Below are 17687 nucleotides of genomic sequence, written 5' to 3'. Positions count from 1 at the left end.
CTTCACAGGAAAATGGTAGACGGATTTCATCCATCTACCAGTTCCTTTGCGTTTGAATTCAGTACGTCGATGGAGAATCCTCATTCATCCCTCTGCCGAGCTCTTGCCGTGGTAGTCCTTCCAGTCGTTCGAGTCTGCGCTCAAGTCTGGCTAGCCTACGTTCATGCCTGTCAAACCTTCGTTCATGGTCCATGAGTCGTTGTTCATGTAAATGAAATGGGTGCGGATGTGTTTGTGGGTATGTCGGTTGTTGGTATGTCGGTTGCGGGTACGTCGGTTGTGCATAGTATGGTTGCTCATATTCTGCCGGCATCATCTGCGGTGGTAACTGTCGAAACGGATGCAATGTTGTTTCCTCCTCCATGGGTGTTTTCTCATGCCTAACCTATGACACGAGCACAAGAACCGTATTGGCTATTCGCCTATTCATGCGGATATTTGTGACTGAAATCTTCAATCCACTCCGCTCCATCACTCCTCACATTTCCGATTCATTCAGGCCCCCAGTTCGCGTACATCCCAACCTCATCAGACTTCAGCAATGGACTTTCCTGTTTCACGGTCGCAAAGCGAGAAACGACATGGAGAATTTCCACAGGTGATTTGATGACAAAATGGACAGACCGGACGAATCATCCGGTCTGTTTCGAGGGTTACGCCAAGTTTTGCGAGGAGAAAGCAATGTGCAAGTTACCAACATACCTTAACACCTTGATGTTAGAAAACTATAATTAAGCCATTAGAGTTGCGTGAGAGACGGCATATGGGGGGCGAAGGTAACGGGTAAGAGCAGAATATATCGGCCAAGGTTCCTTGCTTGATTTCATCCTACACAAATGTGCCTCCCATTGAATAAAGCTAACAACTCCGTGGCTTTATTCCGATTATCGCCATCGCAACTGATGAAGCGTTGTACATCGAACGATTCAATGTTTGCAGCCGCATAGGCTTCAAGCGTGAAGGAGTTTCGGTGATTCGATATGAGGACAGGAATACCTTTGGCAGATACCTCTTCGGCTACACGTGCAAGCCGCAGTTGTTCCTCGGGCCCAAACCCTCCGGCACTGTAGCTAGTAAAGTTCGCAGTATCCGATAAGGGTACATATGGCGGATCGCAGTAGATGACGTCACCAGGCTCAGCACGTCGCATCACTGTTTCGAAGTCCTCTGCCAAGAACTCAGCTGTCTGGGCTTTGTGGTAGAAGAACATCATTTCTTCATAGGGAAAGTACGGCTTTTTGTATCGACCAAATGGTACATTAAAGCCGCCTTCACTGTTGTATCTGCATAGGCCGTTGTACCCATGACGATTCAGATAAAGAAATAAAGCCGACTTGCGTACACGATCCTTTGTTTCATTGAATTCTTGTCGCAACGCGTAATAAGCATCAGGTGAGTTGTTGTCGGGTACAAAGAGGCTTTTGCACTCATCAATAAATGCTGGACCGTGTGCTTTTAAAACCAGGTATAGGTTAATCAAGTCTACATTCAAGTCGTTGACAATGTTATATGCGTAATTGGTATTCAGAAACACTGCTGCCGCGCCAGCAAATGGTTCAATCAGGCGCCGGCCCGGTGGAAGTAGCCCTCGTATTTTGTCAACAATGCGATATTTGTTTCCGGCCCATTTCAGGAAGGGTTTCATGTCGTCACTCCACAGTTTCTGGTCTACGACATTGGTTCGACAAGATGGTCCAAGTTTCCTCTCCGAAGTATTGTTCCGCCATCACGTAAAGGCTGAATCTGCATAGGAAAACCAAACGGCACATCATCTAAACTACGACTTGTCCTTTTGCGAAGTCAGTTGCATGAGCATGGACTCTATCGCAAACAATTTCCCATCAATGCGGTGCAAATGACTTTGCACATCGTCAATTTCGGCTTCTGCTTTGTAATTGATGGCAAAACTAATGACTGCCTCGTGTTTGTCACGGGCTGCCTGTCGGTTTTGACTCATCATAATGATTGGTGCTTGGAACGCGGCAGTACAAGAAAGAATCAAATTAAGCAGGATGAACGGTGGGGGGTCAAAGTGAGGAGTGAAATTTACCGAATTCCAGATCATCCAGAAGGCAAGGAAAAACGCCATTCCAATGATGAACTTCCAACTACCACCCAGTTGCGCGATTCGGTCTGCGAGTCGGTCAGCCCAAGTCGTTTTGCGCAAATACTCGTCATTGAGATGGGCCATAATGTGCTTTTCGTATTCGTTTACCAATCGGTCGATTCGCTTCACACTATCTTCATTCATTGGAATGTCAAATCCCTGCAACCTTTGATAACTTCCCAGGGCGTTTGCATCACTTCCCAATACGTCTTGAGGTTTAACAAAGTATTTTTTCCTCATCTGCTTCCCGTTCCCACGACATGGCTTGTTGTTCAGCGTTATGTTGTGCGTTCTTACGCCGAGTTATTACGGTTGAAGCCGATGAACAATGGATCACCACATTCCTGAAAGAAGGCGGATGTGTAGCGCGTCGGGATGACGAGTCGGAATGGACTAACGAGGGGGCGAGAAAACATTTCTATGTTTTTTGTCGAAAGCAGACGGGCTTTTTAACCCGAATCTAAAGAGGCGTTATGGACGATGGCTACCTTAGGAGAAGCGGGGGCGAATTGTTTTCTGACCTATACCGTATGCTCCAACACTTTAAGTATGCGTTTGACTCTCTTTTCGGAGGCCCTGCGGGTATTGTCAGCTGTCAAAGAACGGGAAATGATTTCTACATATTCCTGAGCAGTAATTTGCCCAGCGTAGTATTGATTCATGGGAGACGGAGAATGATTTTGGCGTCGTTGCTTGGTCGTATTACGTGCCACTTGACCCGGCTCCTTTCACATCGGTCGCTGCAGACGTCGATTTCACCTTATTTATTTCGAATTCTATGTTACGAGCAAACAGAAGTAAAGCAAGCTGGTTGGCGAAAAATTTGATGACATCTGCGTCATCAGCGGAAAACGCATCCTTTTCAGCGCAATCTACATTCAGAACACCCAAAGGATTTCCCAGCCACATGATGGGTACACATACAAGTGAATGATAGCTGTGCCGCTGCTGGTCGAGTTTTACAAATCCACCGGTGAGTGACAGTATGTCTCCTGTGTGATAAACCTCTTTGTTCCTAAATGCCCCCCCAGCAAATGAACTTTCCATTGGGAGAGTCAAATTTGATTGACCCTGAGGAGAGTATCCCAACCCTTTTAACATCACGAGATTTTCGTTGCTGTCGTCTGGTACAAATATGGCAATGCGCGAAAGGCCGCTCTTACCATCTCTCACGGAGTACTCAATGATATGCAGTATAAATGACAATGCTTGATCGAAATAGTTACGCATCTCTTGTTCCGTTGAATTTTCGGATGCACCAGATAAAACTGTTTGGAGTACCATTTGTGCGTTCTGTCCAACTTGGTCGAGGAAATTCAGTACAGCCACTTTGTGACGAGAGTCCCTGCTCACCGTTTCATACTCGGTAGTAAGTTTCTGTAATGCAGTTTCCAGGCGTCGAATCTCTGAGTTCGGTTTTAAAGTCACCTTCGTTATTTTGAAATCAAGTTCGATTTCGTCACCACGTTTATGCCGGACGATGGACATCATCACAATGAACAAAATCAGTATACAGATGCACAGCAACGCAACTGCAGTTCCGTATTTCCCGAGGTGTTCCCATGCTTGTCCAATGATCTCGTGCAATCGACTCATCCTCTCGCAAACACGGGATCGATGATGAGTATTTTTGTAATACATCAAACATAGCGTTTTCATGGTATGCTTTCAAGTCATCGCGAAGAAGTCCAATCGCAGATCCACAAGTGTGCATCCCAAGCCACAGCGGACTTGCTTTGAATCGCGAAAGGACGCAATTGAATATGTCATGAACGTACACACTGGAAGCGGAAACGGCGGTCACTGACAAAGAGGATGGATCCATATTGTCAGCGGGGGGCACCTTCATCAGTAACCGCCTTTCATGACTTGCATCAAATTTGTTCTTCTGGTTTTAACGGGATAAATTTTATTCCGTCACTGTAAATTTCGCATTGAAACCCTAGCGATGTTAAGTCGATTTCATGAGGGCCGATGATAATTTTCGAATAGTATTTCTCCTTTCGGTGTTTGATTCCCCATCCCCAGGGTGTTGCGATGGTTGTCCAGGGCTTCATCTTGTTTACATTGTTTTCATGCATCACTACACCTTCTCGCAGCTTTTGATTGGCCACCGCACAGGATTCAAGTGGACAATCCAGTACTATGCTCGTTACGCAGAAAGCGTTTGGGCAATGAGCTTCATATCATGCACTTAGCCGCACGCGTGTTACAATTTGTCGGGGAAACAAGTGAGCAATCCATTTCGTATATATATTTCGCAATATTGTGTGTTTTGTGAAGGGTGGATGTAAACTCGGTATCGACGAAATCGGCATGGGATCCGATGGTTGGCAATCGTTGTGCCATCCGAGTGAGTTTCCCGATGCTTAAACTTGCAAAAAATACAGACAAACCTCATAATGCTGTTATATAACAATGGTTTGATAAGTAGACGCTGTTACAGGGAGAGGGAATTCTTATGCAGACAACATTCGAAATCATCTTCCCACTGGATGAAAGTGCAAATTTAAGAAGTTACGAAGAAACAAAATCAACTTTTGATTGGAAGGAAATTGAAAAATGCTTTACGTGGAGCTCTACAGGTAAAGTAAACATTGTTTATGAAGCAATTGACCGTCATGTCGATGAGGGGCGTGGGGAGCAAATTGCGTTATATTTTACTGATGGAAACCGTGATGAAAGCTACACATACAAGCAGTTACAAGAGCTTTCTTGTCGATTTGCAACTGGTTTAAAAAAATTAGGAATCCAAAAAGGAGATCGCGTCTTTCTTTTCATGCCGAGAAGCCCTGAACTCATTGTCGCTATGTTAGGTATTCTTCGTATCGGTGCCATTGTTGGTCCTCTTTTTGAAGCCTTTATGGAAGAGGCACTAAAAGACCGTCTTCTAGACAGTGGAGCCGCGGCCATTGTTACTACAGACGAACTTCGAAAGCGCATTCTAGATTCTGAAATTGCAGAATTAAAGTATATCATCGTATTGGGGGAAACTTCCGGCTCTACGAAAGAGGTTTCCTACAATAGGATGTTAAGCGAGTCTGATGCCTATACCATCGAGTGGATGGATAAAGAAGAAGGCATGGCCTTGTTTTATACATCCGGTTCCACTGGCAAACCGAAAGGTATCCTCCATGTGCATTATGCGATGGTTCAAATGTATATTGCTGGTAAATATGTTTACGATCTACGTCCGGGGGATGTGTATTGGTGTACAGCTGACCCGGGTTGGGTAACCGGAACATCCGCTGGCATCTTGGCTCCTTTGCTCCACGGAGTCACATTGGTTTGCCGCGGTGGGCGTTTTAAACCTGAAGACTGGTACGCGACATTGGAAAAATACAAGGTCAATGTTTGGTTCAGTGCGCCTACAGCTTTTCGAATGTTGATGGCTCAAGGAAATGACCTTCCCAGGAAGTTTGATTTAAGTTCTCTGCGTCATATTCTGTCTGCCGGTGAACCGTTAAACCCCGAAGTGATTCATTGGGGATTAGACGTCTTGGGGCATCGCATTCATGATAACTGGTGGATGACAGAAACGGGTTCTACCATCTGTGCGAACTACCGAAATATGTCGATTCGCCCTGGTTCAATGGGTAAGCCTCTGCCTGGCGTGGAGATGGCTATCGTTGATGATGAAGGAAATGTTTTGCCTCCTAGCCGGATGGGAAATCTGGCGATTAAGCCCGGCTGGCCGTCGATGATGCGCAAAGTTTGGGGGAACGAAGAAAAGTACCAGTCTTATTTTCTCAATGGCTGGTTTATTTCGGGCGATTCTGCTTATCAGGATGAGGACGGCTATTTTTGGTTCGAGGGACGCGTTGATGACGTCATTAATACTTCAGGTGAACGCGTAGGTCCTTTCGAAGTGGAAAGCAAACTTGTTGAACATCCTGCGGTGGCAGAAGCAGGAGTCATCGGAGTTCCTGATCCCGTTCGTGGCGAAATTGTGAAAGCTTTTATCACGCTTCGCGCCGGATACGAACCGAGTGAAGAACTAACCAATGAAATATCGCAATTTGTGAAACAAAGATTAGCCGCCCATGCTGCACCACGTCTTATAGAATATAAAGAAAAACTTCCAAAAACTCGTTCGGGAAAGATTATGCGCCGCGTTTTAAAAGCTTGGGAACTAGGTTTACCCGCTGGAGATTTATCCACCCTTGAGGATTAAGAGTGAGTACCTTGCAGCGCAATGCCCCTTATGGAGCATTGCGGGCAAGTCCTCGGAGGAGATCTCGAATCATACATCATTGGATTGTGTTTCTTCCGGAGTCGACGTAATGGCTTCATTACGTTCCAATAACGAACGTTTTTGGAATTGTACTTGTTGAACTCCAGCGTACTTAAGGCTTTTCTCACGAATACTCGCTCATTCTCAGGATTTCATCACCTTGTGTCAGTTGGAGAAAACGCGGTTTCTTTGTAACATTGGATTGACCCGTCAGAGCGTGAGCGGGAACACGAAATGAGAGTGGAGCAACATGAAAAAACAAGTCGTTGCTATTGGTGTTTTAGCTAGTCTTTTGTTTCCTCATCCTGTTTTTGCTGATGTTGCGGCCGGGGATCGAATCATCACATTGGGGAACGATCTCACGAGCGCTCAAAGACAACAAATCGAATCGGATTTTTCCAAAACCAGCTCAGATAAAGTTATCACTGTAACCCATGCGGACGAAGAGCAGGCGTTACACGGAATTGTTTCCGATGCGCTCATTGGTACCCGAGCCATTTCGTCTAGTTTGATTGTGTTTCAATCGCCGGGTTACGGGATTCGCGTGTCGACAAAGAACATTACATGGGTAAGTGCAAGCATGTATTCAAACGCCCTTCTCACAGCAGGTGTCAAAGATGCCGATGTGACGGTGGAAGCGCCTTTCCCTGTCTCGGGGACTGCCGCGCTTGCGGGGATTACCAAAGCATTTGAAGTGGCGACTGGTCATCAACTGGATCCCACCCGAAAGGACGTAGCAAACCAAGAAGTCGTACAAACGGCACAACTCGGGCAGCAAATTGGCAACCCAGATAAGGCGGCAGCTTTCGTGAACGAGTTGAAAACCAAGCTGTCGCAAGAGCATCCGCAAACCGACGATCAATATCGGAATTTGATTTCAGAAGTTGCAAACCAAATGGGCATTCAATTGAATGACAGCCAAATCAATTCTTTGGTCGATTTGTTAAAAAAGATTAACGGATTGCATATCAACTGGGACGCGGTTTCCAAAGAAGCACTCAATGTCCGAGACAGTTTGAATCAATTTATTCACAATCACCCTAAACAAGCAAATGCGATTGTTCAATTTTTCCACGACATCATCCTTGCGATTGCTGGGCTCTTTAAACAGTTGTTTGGGTAATAGCAACGGGTGATTTGCGTAATGAAGCGCACAAGGTCATTGCAAAAGGGTGTCGTAATGCAATAAGGGGTAGCCGAAAGGCCTCCCCTTATTGCGCTAGATGGAGTATTGACATTCCCCATATCCGCCTCAAACACGGCCTGTTTCTTGACAAGGTGTCCGCTTCGCTGTTTGCCCTTCGCACATCAATCCATGGGTCAGCATTGCTAGGTCTTACTCCGCCGCGACAACTCGTGTTGCTTCCACAACCTCAACGGGACTCTTGTTGGTGATTGCCATTAAGCCGCACCAAATCTGGTACAAACCAATGACGCAGGAGATAATCCCCGCCCAACCCCCAAACGCACTGTTCAAGCCAACTAGGTTTGACAGCGTACCGCCTATAAAAGCCAGATCAACAAAGACGAACATCCAACCAAGCGTTTTGTCCTCACGGAAGACGGCGACGGTATAGACCAGCGCTATGATGGTCCACACGAGAAGGAATGTTCCCAGTGCTGGAGCGGCAGCGTTACCGAACTTCAGCGTTCCGTTTAACTCCCATAGGACGAATAGACTCAGTGATATAAAGAAGGCGCCGAAGGTTCCAAAAATAATCATGCTAAACTGGTTGCCGCGCAAGTACTCGAATAGGGCACATAGAAGCTGAATACCGCCGCCAAAAACAAGAGTGACCGTGACAAACAGGGGAGTGGCCAAAGCCGGAACAAGATGGGTATTGGGAATGTTCAATAAAGCCTGCGAGACGACAAACGCGGATAGTCCTAAGATGCCGGGATCAGGGAACTTGCTCTTCTCACTCATACTCATTCTCCTTTTCACGTGTGAACAGTGCGCAAGATTGCAGCGCGAACATACGGTGCAGAGCAACACGAGAGGAAACGCTGTAACCCTCCGGACATCTGTTCTGAATCATCTGATAAGTCGAATCATACATGTGGAATGTAAGCGCTGTCAAGAAGGTGTTTTCAGATAGATTTGACATGGTTGGCCTCGGAAAGTTATCATAATATTTTATTATAAACATAATGTCGAACGTGAAACCGACAGATTTTGACGCCTTCACGAAGCGACCATCGCTTTGCACAGGGGCATGGGCTTGCCTTCATACATCGAAGTGGGAGGGCGAAAGCATGAGGAGAGAAAGTCGTAGTATCACTGTTGTTGGGTCTGCTCCAACGGGATCACAGTGGGGAGGCAAGAGTGGCAAAGGTTGGTATGAATACAAATGAAGATAACGAGCCACTTGCAATTCTGGCCGAAAGGACTGCCGCACTCTCTCACGTTGCCTGTTACCCCGGTCCACGATAATTTAGCCGTGACGGCGCGTCGTTACCCTGATAAGACAGCGATTTACTATTACGGAAGAACAATTTCGTACGCATTTCTGTGGCACCAAGTGGAGGCGTTCGCGGGATACTTGCAAGTGGCGTTGGGGGTGAAGGCAGGCCAGCGCGTTGCACTGTACCTCCAGAACTCACCCCAATATATCATTGCGTATTACGCCATCCTGCGCATTGACGCAGTGGTCGTGCCTATGAATCCGATGACCCTCACTGCAGAACTTGATCTTTACCTGCGTGATAGCGGCGCGACAGTCATCGTAGCCGGCCAAGAGCTGCTACAGTACGTGCAACCTCTCTTTCATCACCTGCGTCATGTGGTGGTGGCGGCATACAGCGATTATGCCCTGCAAGACGGATCATGGTCCCTTCCAAATGTGGTCGCCAGGGCGGCTGCACCGATACCACCTGACATAGCGGAGATGGTTACGGCTTGGACGGACGCCTTAGCGTCTGGGTACACTCCAGGGCCAAGTCATGCCGGGGCGAACGACATCGCGGTGCTGCCGTACACGTCGGGCACAACCGGGATTGCGAAAGGCTGCATCCACACGCACAGCACAACTCAGGCTAACATCGTAGGCGGTGCACTTTGGTCGGGCTTGACGACCGATTCAGTGGTCTTGAGTGCCTTGCCGTTGTTCCATGTCACGGGGATGGAGCACTCGATGAACGCACCGATTTTTTGTGGTGCGACCATTGTCCTTATGACGCGATGGGATCGAGAAGTGGCGGCTGCAATGATACAACGCTATCAGTGTTCGCACTGGAAGTGCATTTCTACGATGTTGATTGATTTCTTAAACACTCCCAATCTTCGTCACTACGCCTTGTCCTCTCTTTGTTACATCGGTGGCGGTGGTGCGTCGGTTCCGGCTGCCATTGCTGAAAAGTGCAGAGACATCCTGGGCATTGATTACATCGAAGGATATGGATTAACCGAAACCATGTCGACATCACACGTGAACCCAGACCATCGGGCGAAGGCGCAATGCGCGGGAATTCCTACGTTTGACGTCGACGCACGCGTTGTACATCCAGAGACCTTGGCTGAACTTGGTGTGCGGGAAGAGGGCGAGATTGTTGTTCGCGGTCCGCAGGTGTTCAAGGGATATTGGAACCGACCGGATGAAGATGCAAAGGCGTTTGTCGATATTGAGGGAGAAGTGTTCTTTCGGACAGGGGACGTCGGATATTACGACGAAGACGGCTACTTTTTCATTGTCGATCGCGCCAAACGCATGATTAACGTAGCAGGCTTCAAAGTGTGGCCCACCGAGGTGGAGTCCATACTTTACAAGCACCCAGACATCGAGCAGGTATGCGTCATCGGCGTACCTGACGAACGACGCGGCCAAACGGTCAAGGCCCTCGTCGTGTTACACCCGGACAGACGTGGTGCTTTGACGGAAAGGGACATCATTGACTGGGCGAAGTCGCAGATGGCCGCGTACAAGTATCCACGAATTGTTGAATTTGTTGACAGCTTACCGATGTCTGGAAGTGGTAAAATCCTCTGGCGTCAATTGCAAGCGGAGGCGATGCAGAAAACAGGGGAAAACAAGCTTTAATTTACCGGAAGAACTTCTATTTTGGCATAGCCAAGCTCTGCCTCAGACTCCGCGTCCAGCATCTCTTGCATAGTGCTAGCGCGCACCAACTCTCAGGACTGCCAGTACGTCATCCATGGATTTGAGGTTGTTATCTCTTATGAACTGCCGCACCTACTCCTTTGAAACCAAAGCGATTCTCTGTCCCCTCCCAATCTTCTACTGCCTATCGGAGATTGGGAGTTTACACAACCTAGAGCTAGCGTTACAAACCTGTTCGTTGAGATATTTACTTTGCAGTCTTCCTCATGTATCGAATTCTTCGATACAGAGTTTTATCAGGTAACAATTTAAAATTGCCCCTAATTAGCGGTTCAATATTCACCTCGTAAATCCATATCCGCTTCTTGGGGTCAATTCCTATGTCTACGGCGTACTCTTTAAGATTTGGATACATTCGACTTACATTGTTAACGGTTTTGACGACACATTTCTCTACTTTCTGAATCATATCCGATGTTTCTCTTCGGGAATACCTTAAATGTCGGGTAAAGAGTGTTTTGATGAGCGTTGGGGTACCGCCGGCATGAGATGTTGTCACAACACTACCCCGTTTCCCCAACCTTCCACAAATACCGCCAATCTTCCATTTACCGTTGATTCTCAGTACATGGCAACGAAGATCAAAGTGCCTCCGATCCTTCGTCACACTGTCTATAGCCTGTTGAATGAGATACCTCCTGTCTCTTGTCAGGTCCTTGATTTTTGTCCATAGCTCATGTGAATCTACATATTCCATGTCGGATCCTTGCCTTATTTTGAATCGGTTATCCTTTAACCTTTCTACCTGCATTACTCCCCTGGATTTTCTTCCCCGATCGGGCTTGATGTAGGCCTTACCATGTTTTTTCATCATGCGTTTGAACGAATTTTCGTATAGCAGTTCCGTTTCAGGAATATGGCCTTCAACCTCAGGTGTGTGCATGAGCTGGTAAGCAACCGCTAACTTGCTTTTAACCTGGTGTTTCTTAATTGACATAAGATCACCTTTTGCCGATCAATCTTTTTGCTTCTAGATATCTTCGATACTGATTTCGATCCAGTTTTCTCAAACCTTTGAAATCCGGTTTGGTATTCGCTTCGATAAACCATATTTTACCATGCTTATCGATACCCATATCTAAACCGACGATATTAAAGGGAAAATGAGAGCCCAATATTTGAGCCATTTGATATGAGATGTCTATTAATTCCCGCTGAACCTCAAACACGTTCAAAGGTTGATCTAATCCTTGTAACGTCTTGATTATTTTCACGTCCTTTGCTCCTTTTGACACATTGGTGACAACGGAAGTTTTTCGGGGTGCGACTTTTGCACTGATCCAGGTAAGATGCCACCGGTTCAAAGGCTTTTGTAGTACAACACGTACATCAAATGGACGATGGTGATAGGTTGCCAAATCAATACCCTGCTGAATGATGTACTCCTTTTTGGGATGCAGTATCTTTTTGAGTTCCACAATTAGTTTTTTCGTAGAGCACCTTTGAGATGTCTGTCTATACGAAATCTCACTTTCCGAATCGTTCAGCTTTTTTACCCGAATTACTCCGTTTCCTCTTCTACCTTTATCTGGTTTGATATACACGGTAGAATACGTGCGGAGCATGCTTTGGAGGCTTGTAACATGAAACCAGTGTGTTTCCGGTACATAAACCGAAATCATCGGATCATCCATGAGAGGTTTTCCCTTTTTCATTTTGCTGCGGATGACGGTATGCTTCATAAACTCAGCTCCACTTTAGTACCAAAGGCATCTGCTTTGCGGTTGACGATTCAGTAATGTAATTTGACATAACAGTGATACCTCCACGTTTTGCGTACGTTTTGTCGCCGATACCGTAGTTAATTCGGAATGCGGTGTGGTTGAAATGGACAACCACCTACATTTTTAATATCAAACAAAAAACGCCTGCGGTGAATGTCTACAAGCTACCATGTTATTTGGTTAGAAACACAGGAACAGGTCATGTATGGCGTTTGAACGCATTCCGAATGGTGATGACCACTAATCCAAATCCATATTGATCCCTGTCGTCTTGGTTCACGGTGGAAGGTACTATGTAGGGCTAGGGAAGGAGAGGGTGAGCGCTCCGGCTGTGGTGTAAACAAATTAGCGACAAGTGGAAGCTTTAAGCTTAGCCGTTGGCGACCTTCTGAATTAAACTCGTTTGTCCGGCATAAGTCTTTTCCTTTTTCCTCCACATTGAATATGATGACACATCACTGCTTACTGGGATGGAGGAGACTACGAATTGGCCACCATGGAACCCTCGCGAATCATTATCATCCGTCATGGAGAAAAATCACAAAACAAAAATAATAGGAATCTACAAATGCCAAAAGGATATGAACGGGCGGGTAAGTTAGCAACGCTGATACCCTTAAAATTCAAAAAAATCGACGTATTATATGCCCCCAGTATCGGGCCAGATAGACAAAGTATAAGAGTCATCGAAACCATTACCCCACTATCGAAGTTTTTAAATCTACCCATTCTAACAACCTATTTCAATTCGAAAGATGAAATTCAAAAGATGGTAAAGTTTATTAGGACAAACCCAGAGTACAGTGGGAAAACGGTTCTCATCTGCTGGCATCACCATAAGATTCCGTTTTTGACGAAAGAGTTTAAACCCATTAATATCAATCAAGTCCCGAATCACTGGCCGAATGACAGGTTCGATGTGATTTGGATACTCAAGAAAACACCGAAAGGTATCATATTTAGTCAGAAACCACAAAAATTGCTGATTGGTGATAAGGTATCTGTAATTCCCCTTAAGAAATAAAAATATGCCGTCTTTTCACTAGATTATCTATTTTCCCCTCCCTTCTAAATCGAAGCATTCCTAATTGGAAATGATATTGAAGCTCTCAACGGTTGCCATCGTTGGGTTCCGGTCTATGCAAAGCTTCGACCTTCGCAGTCTTCTTCGAGACAAAAACAAGGGTATTATTACATCTTGTTTGTCTGGGCAAATAACCCTTTTTGTAATTTTGCCCGTCACGAGCGCCTAAGCGTTGTCTAGGCGTTATTTTTATAGCAAAGAAAATCCACGAATTAATCAGTAGATAAGCCTGTCTCCTCTGTAACACTCTCACATAAGGTGTACAAATCCGTATACGGAAGAAGGTCAGGTTTCTCGACCGAAGACCATATTTCCCGGATAAACATTAAATATTATAGGTTTCTAAGCCAACACCATCTTGACGCGAATTCAAGTCGACGATTTGGTGCTACAGGAGGTATTTCAATGAAAAAGACATCTCAGTTAAAAACTTTAATCCACTCGCAACATCTGGAGTTTTTAATGGAAGCCCATAACGGGCTGTCGGCAACAATTGTGGAGGAAGCAGGTTTTAAAGGGATTTGGGCCAGCGGTTTATCTATTTCCGCGAGCCTGGGGGTCAGAGACAACAATGAGGCTTCCTGGACTCAGGTGCTGGACGTTTTGGAATTTATGAGCGACGCCACATCCATTCCAATTTTACTGGACGGAGATACTGGATACGGCAATTTCAATAATGCAAGACGGCTCGTTAAAAAATTGGAGCAACGCAATATCGCGGGCGCATGCATCGAAGATAAGCTGTTTCCGAAAACGAACTCGTTCATTAATAGCAAATCCCAACCGCTCGCCGATATCGATGAATTTTGCGGCAAGATTAAAGCGATGAAGGACACGCAACATGACGAAGATTTTGTGGTCGTGACGAGAGTGGAAGCTTTTATAGCGGGCTTGGGCTTGAAGGAGGCGCTGCGACGTGCGGAGGCTTATCGGCAAGCAGGCACGGACGCCGTTCTTATACACAGCAACAAATCAGACGTCACTGAAATTGAAGCTTTTATGAAAGAATGGAACGGAAGACTGCCGGTGGTTATTGTGCCTACAAAATATCATACGACTCCGACCAACCGTTTTATGGAATTAGGGGTAAGTGTTGCAATCTGGGCAAACCATAATTTGCGGGCATCTATTGATGCGATTCAAAAGATATCCAAGCAAATTTTCCAGGATGAAAGCCTTATCAACGTAGAAGGCAGGGTGGCCTCCCTTGAAGAAATTTTCCGGCTACAAAGAGTCGATGAGCTTCAAGAGGCGGAAAAAAAGTATCTTCCTTCAAAGTAATCAAAGTAAGGGTGATCAGTTGTGTTAAATACGAAAACATTCGGAAGAGAACTGCAAAAATTGGGGTTCACATTTTACACAGGGGTTCCGTGCTCCTATTTGAAAGATTTGATCAACTATGCCATCAATGAGCGCGACTACGTTGCGGCAGTGAACGAAGGAGACGCGGTCGCCATTGCCGCGGGTGCTTATTTAGGAGGGAAAAAGCCGGTTGCCTTAATGCAAAATTCTGGACTGGCAAACGCCGTCTCCCCTTTAGTGTCTCTCAATTATCCGTTCCGGCTTCCCGTTCTCGGGTTCGTCAGCCTTCGGGGGGAACCGGGCGTTCCCGATGAACCGCAGCATGAACTGATGGGGCGAATTACAACGCAACTGCTGGAATTGATGCAGGTCAGATGGATGTATTTGTCTTATGAGTTGGAGGAAGCGAAGCGGCAGCTGCTGGAGGCAAGCCGGTATATTGATTGCAACCAGCCTTTTTTCTTCGTGGTCAGACACGGGACGTTCGAAACGGAAGACCTGCAAAAGCAAGAACTCTCCTCTCATCGGAACCGAGTCAAAATCCTGAAAAATACAGCGGATCAGCTACCCAACCGAAATGACGTGTTGGCGGTCATTAATAGGTTAAAAGATGGTAAAACGGTGCAGCTCGCCACCACGGGAAAAACGGGGCGGGAATTATACGAGATTGAAGATACCTGCAATAATTTATATATGGTCGGTTCCTTAGGGTGCGTCAGCTCTCTCGGACTCGGCTTGGCACTAAGCAAAGACCATCTGGATGTCGTCGTTATCGACGGGGACGGCTCTCTCTTAATGCGCATGGGGAGTTTGGCAACAAATGGGTACTACAGCCCGCCTAACATGCTTCATATTCTTCTGGATAATCAGGCTCACGATTCGACGGGAGGACAGAGTACGGTCTCCCATAATGTAAATTTCGTTGAAATTGCCGCATCCTGCGGGTATGAGAAATCGATTTATATTCACTCTGTTAACGAGTTAGAACATCACATCAATGAATGGAAAAAAACAGGTGGATTGACCTTTCTTCATATGAACATTGTGAAAGGTTCCAGCACACAGCTCGGTCGTCCGAAAATGAAACCTCATGAAGTCAAGGAGCGGTTACAACTGTTTATAGGGAACAACTCTCTTAGGACTAAAGGAGAAGAACAAGGATGCGAACCGTAAAAAGAAACATATTACTTACACCCGGTCCTGCGACTACTACGGATTGCGTGAAATTCGCTCAAGTGGTCCCAGATATTTGCCCACGTGAAAAGGAATTTGGGCGTCTGATGGAACACATCGCCGAAGAGCTGACCCGTTTGGTTGCCGAACCGGAACATTACGCCACCGTCATGTTCGGCGGTTCAGGCACAGCAGCGGTGGAGTCCATATTAAGCTCTGTAGTGGGTAAAGATGCTGTGATTATCATCAATAATGGAGCTTACGGGAAGCGCATGTGTGAAATTGCGAACGTGTATGGGCTGAATTTTTATGAATTCACAAGCTCGCCGCAAACTCCAATAGACTGTGAAGAGTTGGAAACTTTCATTAAGAAATTCCACAGCAAAATATCCTATCTCGCTGTAGTTCATCATGAGACGACGACCGGCCTGTTGAACGACATTGAATCCATCGGGGAGACATGCAGAAGGTATCAGATTGATCTGATTGTGGACGCTATCAGTTCATTCGCGGCCATTCCCATCCGGACGAAGGAAATGAATATAAGTTACTTGGCGGCAAGCTCCAATAAAAACCTTCAAGGATTGCCTGGGATCTCCTTTGTCATCGCAAATAAACGGAGATTGGAAAGCTTGGGTGAACAGAAACCAAAGAACTACTATCTCAATCTGTATGCTCAATATAAGTATTTTTCGGAAACTCGACAAATGAGGTTCACCCCGCCCGTACAGACCTTTTACGCACTCCAGCAAGCGATAGTGGAATTAAAGCAGGAGGGTATAGAAGGGAGATATGCAAGATATGTAAAATCATGGGAAGGTTTGATTAGCGGTATTCAGCGATTGGGATTAAAACATATCGTGCCTGTGGAACATCATTCCAAGCTCGTTACTTCCATCGTTGAGCCGAAGTGCGACGGCTACGATTTTCATGTCATGCACGACTATTTTTACGAGAGAGGCTTCACGATCTACCCAGGTAAACTTGAGGAGTTACCAACTTTCCGAATCGCGAATATCGGAGATATTACTTGCAAAGATATTGAAGAGTTTTTGGAGGTGCTTGGAAAGTACCTTTGGAGTATAGACTTCCTTGTGAAAGAAGGGTGATCGATGAGTACGTCGTACATGCGCAGCAAATGGACAAAGTACACGTTCATGAGTGGATCTGAAGGGCTAAGGCCTCATATACCGAAAACGCGATTGTTCACGCAAAAAGCTTTATGGAAGTGTATGAACCAATATGGTGATGTAATCCTTAAACCTGTCTACGGCAGTCGCGGGGCAGGGGTGTTTCGACTATCTTCGGTAGGCCATGACGAATACCTAATACACTGTGAGAAGATAAGAACATTTGTACACGGGAAGAAAGAGGTATTCGATTATTTAAACGGGAAGATCGAGTCTCGCAGCTACATCGTTCAACGCCGGGTTCATCTGGCTAAAGTCAACGACCATCCTTTTGATATACGGGTTATCGTGCAGCGCAGAGGAAAATCCGATTCATGGAAAGTGACCGGTAAAGTTGCCAAAGTGGCAGGTAAAGGTTACGTCGTCACTAACATTACAAGAAGCGGAGGTACTGTGCTTCCGGTGAAAACCGCCATTCAAAGTTCTTCAATAAAACTGCATTCCCGGCGGTCCTTACTATCTGAAATAGAGACGGTTGCTTTACTATCAGCCAGGATACTGAGTAAAAGAAAATTATATTCAAACCAACGTATTTTTGGATTTGATATGGGACTAGATCAGGAAGGTCGCGTTTGGATCATTGAAGCGAATTTAAAACCAATGCTTTCCCATTTCCGTAAACTCAAGGACCGGACAATGTATCGTCGAATTTTGAAACATAAAGGGTTAGCAATTCGATAAAAAACATATCTCTTCTATCTAATCGTGACGAATCTGTGGTACACGTAGGTTCATCCAATAATCCTGCGTCGGTG

At 45.9% G+C, this 17687-nt stretch carries 14 protein-coding genes; 8 read left to right on the top strand and 6 right to left on the bottom strand.

The window, feature by feature from the left end; translation table 11 throughout:
• Positions 1 to 823 precede the first annotated feature (823 nt).
• The 3 genes from YWK_RS0114095 to YWK_RS0114085 all read right to left on the bottom strand — a co-directional run bounded on the left by YWK_RS0114095 (position 824) and on the right by YWK_RS0114085 (position 3694).
• The gene (locus tag YWK_RS0114095; RefSeq protein WP_026965314.1) at positions 824 to 1645 is read right to left on the bottom strand and encodes a Dam family site-specific DNA-(adenine-N6)-methyltransferase; all 822 of its coding nucleotides are present in this window, start codon (positions 1643 to 1645) and stop codon (positions 824 to 826) included.
• A 132-nt stretch (positions 1646 to 1777) separates the two neighbouring features.
• The gene (locus YWK_RS0114090; protein ID WP_245578623.1) at positions 1778 to 2251 is read right to left on the bottom strand and encodes a DUF1003 domain-containing protein; all 474 of its coding nucleotides are present in this window, start codon (positions 2249 to 2251) and stop codon (positions 1778 to 1780) included.
• A 558-nt stretch (positions 2252 to 2809) separates the two neighbouring features.
• A complete protein-coding gene (locus YWK_RS0114085; RefSeq protein ID WP_026965312.1) occupies positions 2810 to 3694 on the bottom strand; it encodes a GAF domain-containing protein in 885 nt (294 codons plus the stop codon).
• An 874-nt stretch (positions 3695 to 4568) separates the two neighbouring features.
• Here YWK_RS0114085 and acsA point away from each other — a divergent pair.
• Together acsA and YWK_RS0114070 are read left to right on the top strand one after the other, a co-directional pair.
• Positions 4569 to 6281: an acetate--CoA ligase gene (gene acsA, locus YWK_RS0114075; protein WP_026965310.1), complete on the top strand. Its 1713-nt coding sequence runs from the start codon at positions 4569 to 4571 to the stop codon at positions 6279 to 6281.
• A 310-nt stretch (positions 6282 to 6591) separates the two neighbouring features.
• Positions 6592 to 7464 (top strand): DUF1002 domain-containing protein, encoded by an 873-nt coding sequence (locus tag YWK_RS0114070; RefSeq protein WP_026965309.1) that lies wholly within the window; start codon positions 6592 to 6594, stop codon positions 7462 to 7464.
• Positions 7465 to 7677: 213 nt separating this feature from the next.
• Here YWK_RS0114070 and YWK_RS20060 read toward each other — a convergent pair whose 3' ends face one another.
• Entirely contained in the window at positions 7678 to 8268 is a 591-nt protein-coding gene (locus tag YWK_RS20060; RefSeq protein WP_051375615.1) for an acetate uptake transporter, read from the bottom strand.
• A gap of 424 nt (positions 8269 to 8692) precedes the next feature.
• Here YWK_RS20060 and YWK_RS0114055 point away from each other — a divergent pair, with 424 nt between their 5' ends.
• Positions 8693 to 10378, top strand: a complete 1686-nt coding sequence (locus YWK_RS0114055; RefSeq protein WP_026965307.1) for a long-chain fatty acid--CoA ligase — start codon at positions 8693 to 8695, stop codon at positions 10376 to 10378.
• A 268-nt stretch (positions 10379 to 10646) separates the two neighbouring features.
• Here the strand turns inward: YWK_RS0114055 and YWK_RS0114050 are convergent, their stop codons facing one another.
• Positions 10647 to 11396 (bottom strand): YheC/YheD family protein, encoded by a 750-nt coding sequence (locus YWK_RS0114050; RefSeq protein ID WP_026965306.1) that lies wholly within the window; start codon positions 11394 to 11396, stop codon positions 10647 to 10649.
• A gap of 4 nt (positions 11397 to 11400) precedes the next feature.
• Positions 11401 to 12141: a YheC/YheD family protein gene (locus tag YWK_RS0114045; RefSeq protein WP_026965305.1), complete on the bottom strand. Its 741-nt coding sequence runs from the start codon at positions 12139 to 12141 to the stop codon at positions 11401 to 11403.
• 529 nt (positions 12142 to 12670) lie between these two features.
• On the opposite strand from YWK_RS0114045, the gene YWK_RS20055 reads away from it, so the two are divergent.
• The 5 genes from YWK_RS20055 (at position 12671) to YWK_RS0114020 (ending at position 17613) form a co-directional block, all read left to right on the top strand.
• Positions 12671 to 13207, top strand: a complete 537-nt coding sequence (locus YWK_RS20055) for a histidine phosphatase family protein (RefSeq protein ID WP_051375614.1) — start codon at positions 12671 to 12673, stop codon at positions 13205 to 13207.
• 465 nt (positions 13208 to 13672) lie between these two features.
• On the top strand, positions 13673 to 14548 hold the full coding sequence (gene aepX / locus YWK_RS0114035) for a phosphoenolpyruvate mutase (protein ID WP_026965304.1): 876 nt from the start codon (positions 13673 to 13675) through the stop codon (positions 14546 to 14548).
• A gap of 21 nt (positions 14549 to 14569) precedes the next feature.
• The gene (gene aepY / locus YWK_RS0114030) at positions 14570 to 15742 is read left to right on the top strand and encodes a phosphonopyruvate decarboxylase (RefSeq protein WP_026965303.1); all 1173 of its coding nucleotides are present in this window, start codon (positions 14570 to 14572) and stop codon (positions 15740 to 15742) included.
• The gene (locus tag YWK_RS0114025) at positions 15730 to 16851 is read left to right on the top strand and encodes a 2-aminoethylphosphonate aminotransferase (protein ID WP_026965302.1); all 1122 of its coding nucleotides are present in this window, start codon (positions 15730 to 15732) and stop codon (positions 16849 to 16851) included. The genes aepY and YWK_RS0114025 overlap by 13 nt, the downstream gene beginning before the upstream one ends.
• A gap of 18 nt (positions 16852 to 16869) precedes the next feature.
• Positions 16870 to 17613 (top strand): YheC/YheD family protein, encoded by a 744-nt coding sequence (locus tag YWK_RS0114020; RefSeq protein WP_245578622.1) that lies wholly within the window; start codon positions 16870 to 16872, stop codon positions 17611 to 17613.
• The last annotated feature ends 74 nt before the right edge of the window (positions 17614 to 17687 follow it).

The organism is Alicyclobacillus pomorum DSM 14955 (genome assembly GCF_000472905.1).
GTDB lineage: Bacteria > Bacillota > Bacilli > Alicyclobacillales > Alicyclobacillaceae > Alicyclobacillus_A > Alicyclobacillus_A pomorum.
Note: the sequence above shows the minus strand (reverse complement) of the source record. Positions and strands in the feature narration are given on the sequence as shown.

Excerpts from the sequence above, each read along its gene's own strand:
- YWK_RS0114070 (WP_026965309.1), top strand. The coding sequence starts at position 6,592 with ATGAAAAAACAAGTCGTTGCTATTGGTGTTTTAGCTAGTCTTTTGTTT.
- aepX (WP_026965304.1), top strand. The coding sequence starts at position 13,673 with ATGAAAAAGACATCTCAGTTAAAAACTTTAATCCACTCGCAACATCTG.
- YWK_RS0114095 (WP_026965314.1), bottom strand. The coding sequence starts at position 1,645 with ATGAAACCCTTCCTGAAATGGGCCGGAAACAAATATCGCATTGTTGAC.
- YWK_RS20060 (WP_051375615.1), bottom strand. The coding sequence starts at position 8,268 with ATGAGTGAGAAGAGCAAGTTCCCTGATCCCGGCATCTTAGGACTATCC.
- YWK_RS0114055 (WP_026965307.1), top strand. The coding sequence starts at position 8,693 with ATGAAGATAACGAGCCACTTGCAATTCTGGCCGAAAGGACTGCCGCAC.
- YWK_RS0114025 (WP_026965302.1), top strand. The coding sequence starts at position 15,730 with ATGCGAACCGTAAAAAGAAACATATTACTTACACCCGGTCCTGCGACT.
- YWK_RS0114045 (WP_026965305.1), bottom strand. The coding sequence starts at position 12,141 with ATGAAGCATACCGTCATCCGCAGCAAAATGAAAAAGGGAAAACCTCTC.
- YWK_RS0114090 (WP_245578623.1), bottom strand. The coding sequence starts at position 2,251 with ATGAATGAAGATAGTGTGAAGCGAATCGACCGATTGGTAAACGAATAC.
- YWK_RS0114020 (WP_245578622.1), top strand. The coding sequence starts at position 16,870 with ATGCGCAGCAAATGGACAAAGTACACGTTCATGAGTGGATCTGAAGGG.
- acsA (WP_026965310.1), top strand. The coding sequence starts at position 4,569 with ATGCAGACAACATTCGAAATCATCTTCCCACTGGATGAAAGTGCAAAT.
- YWK_RS0114050 (WP_026965306.1), bottom strand. The coding sequence starts at position 11,396 with ATGTCAATTAAGAAACACCAGGTTAAAAGCAAGTTAGCGGTTGCTTAC.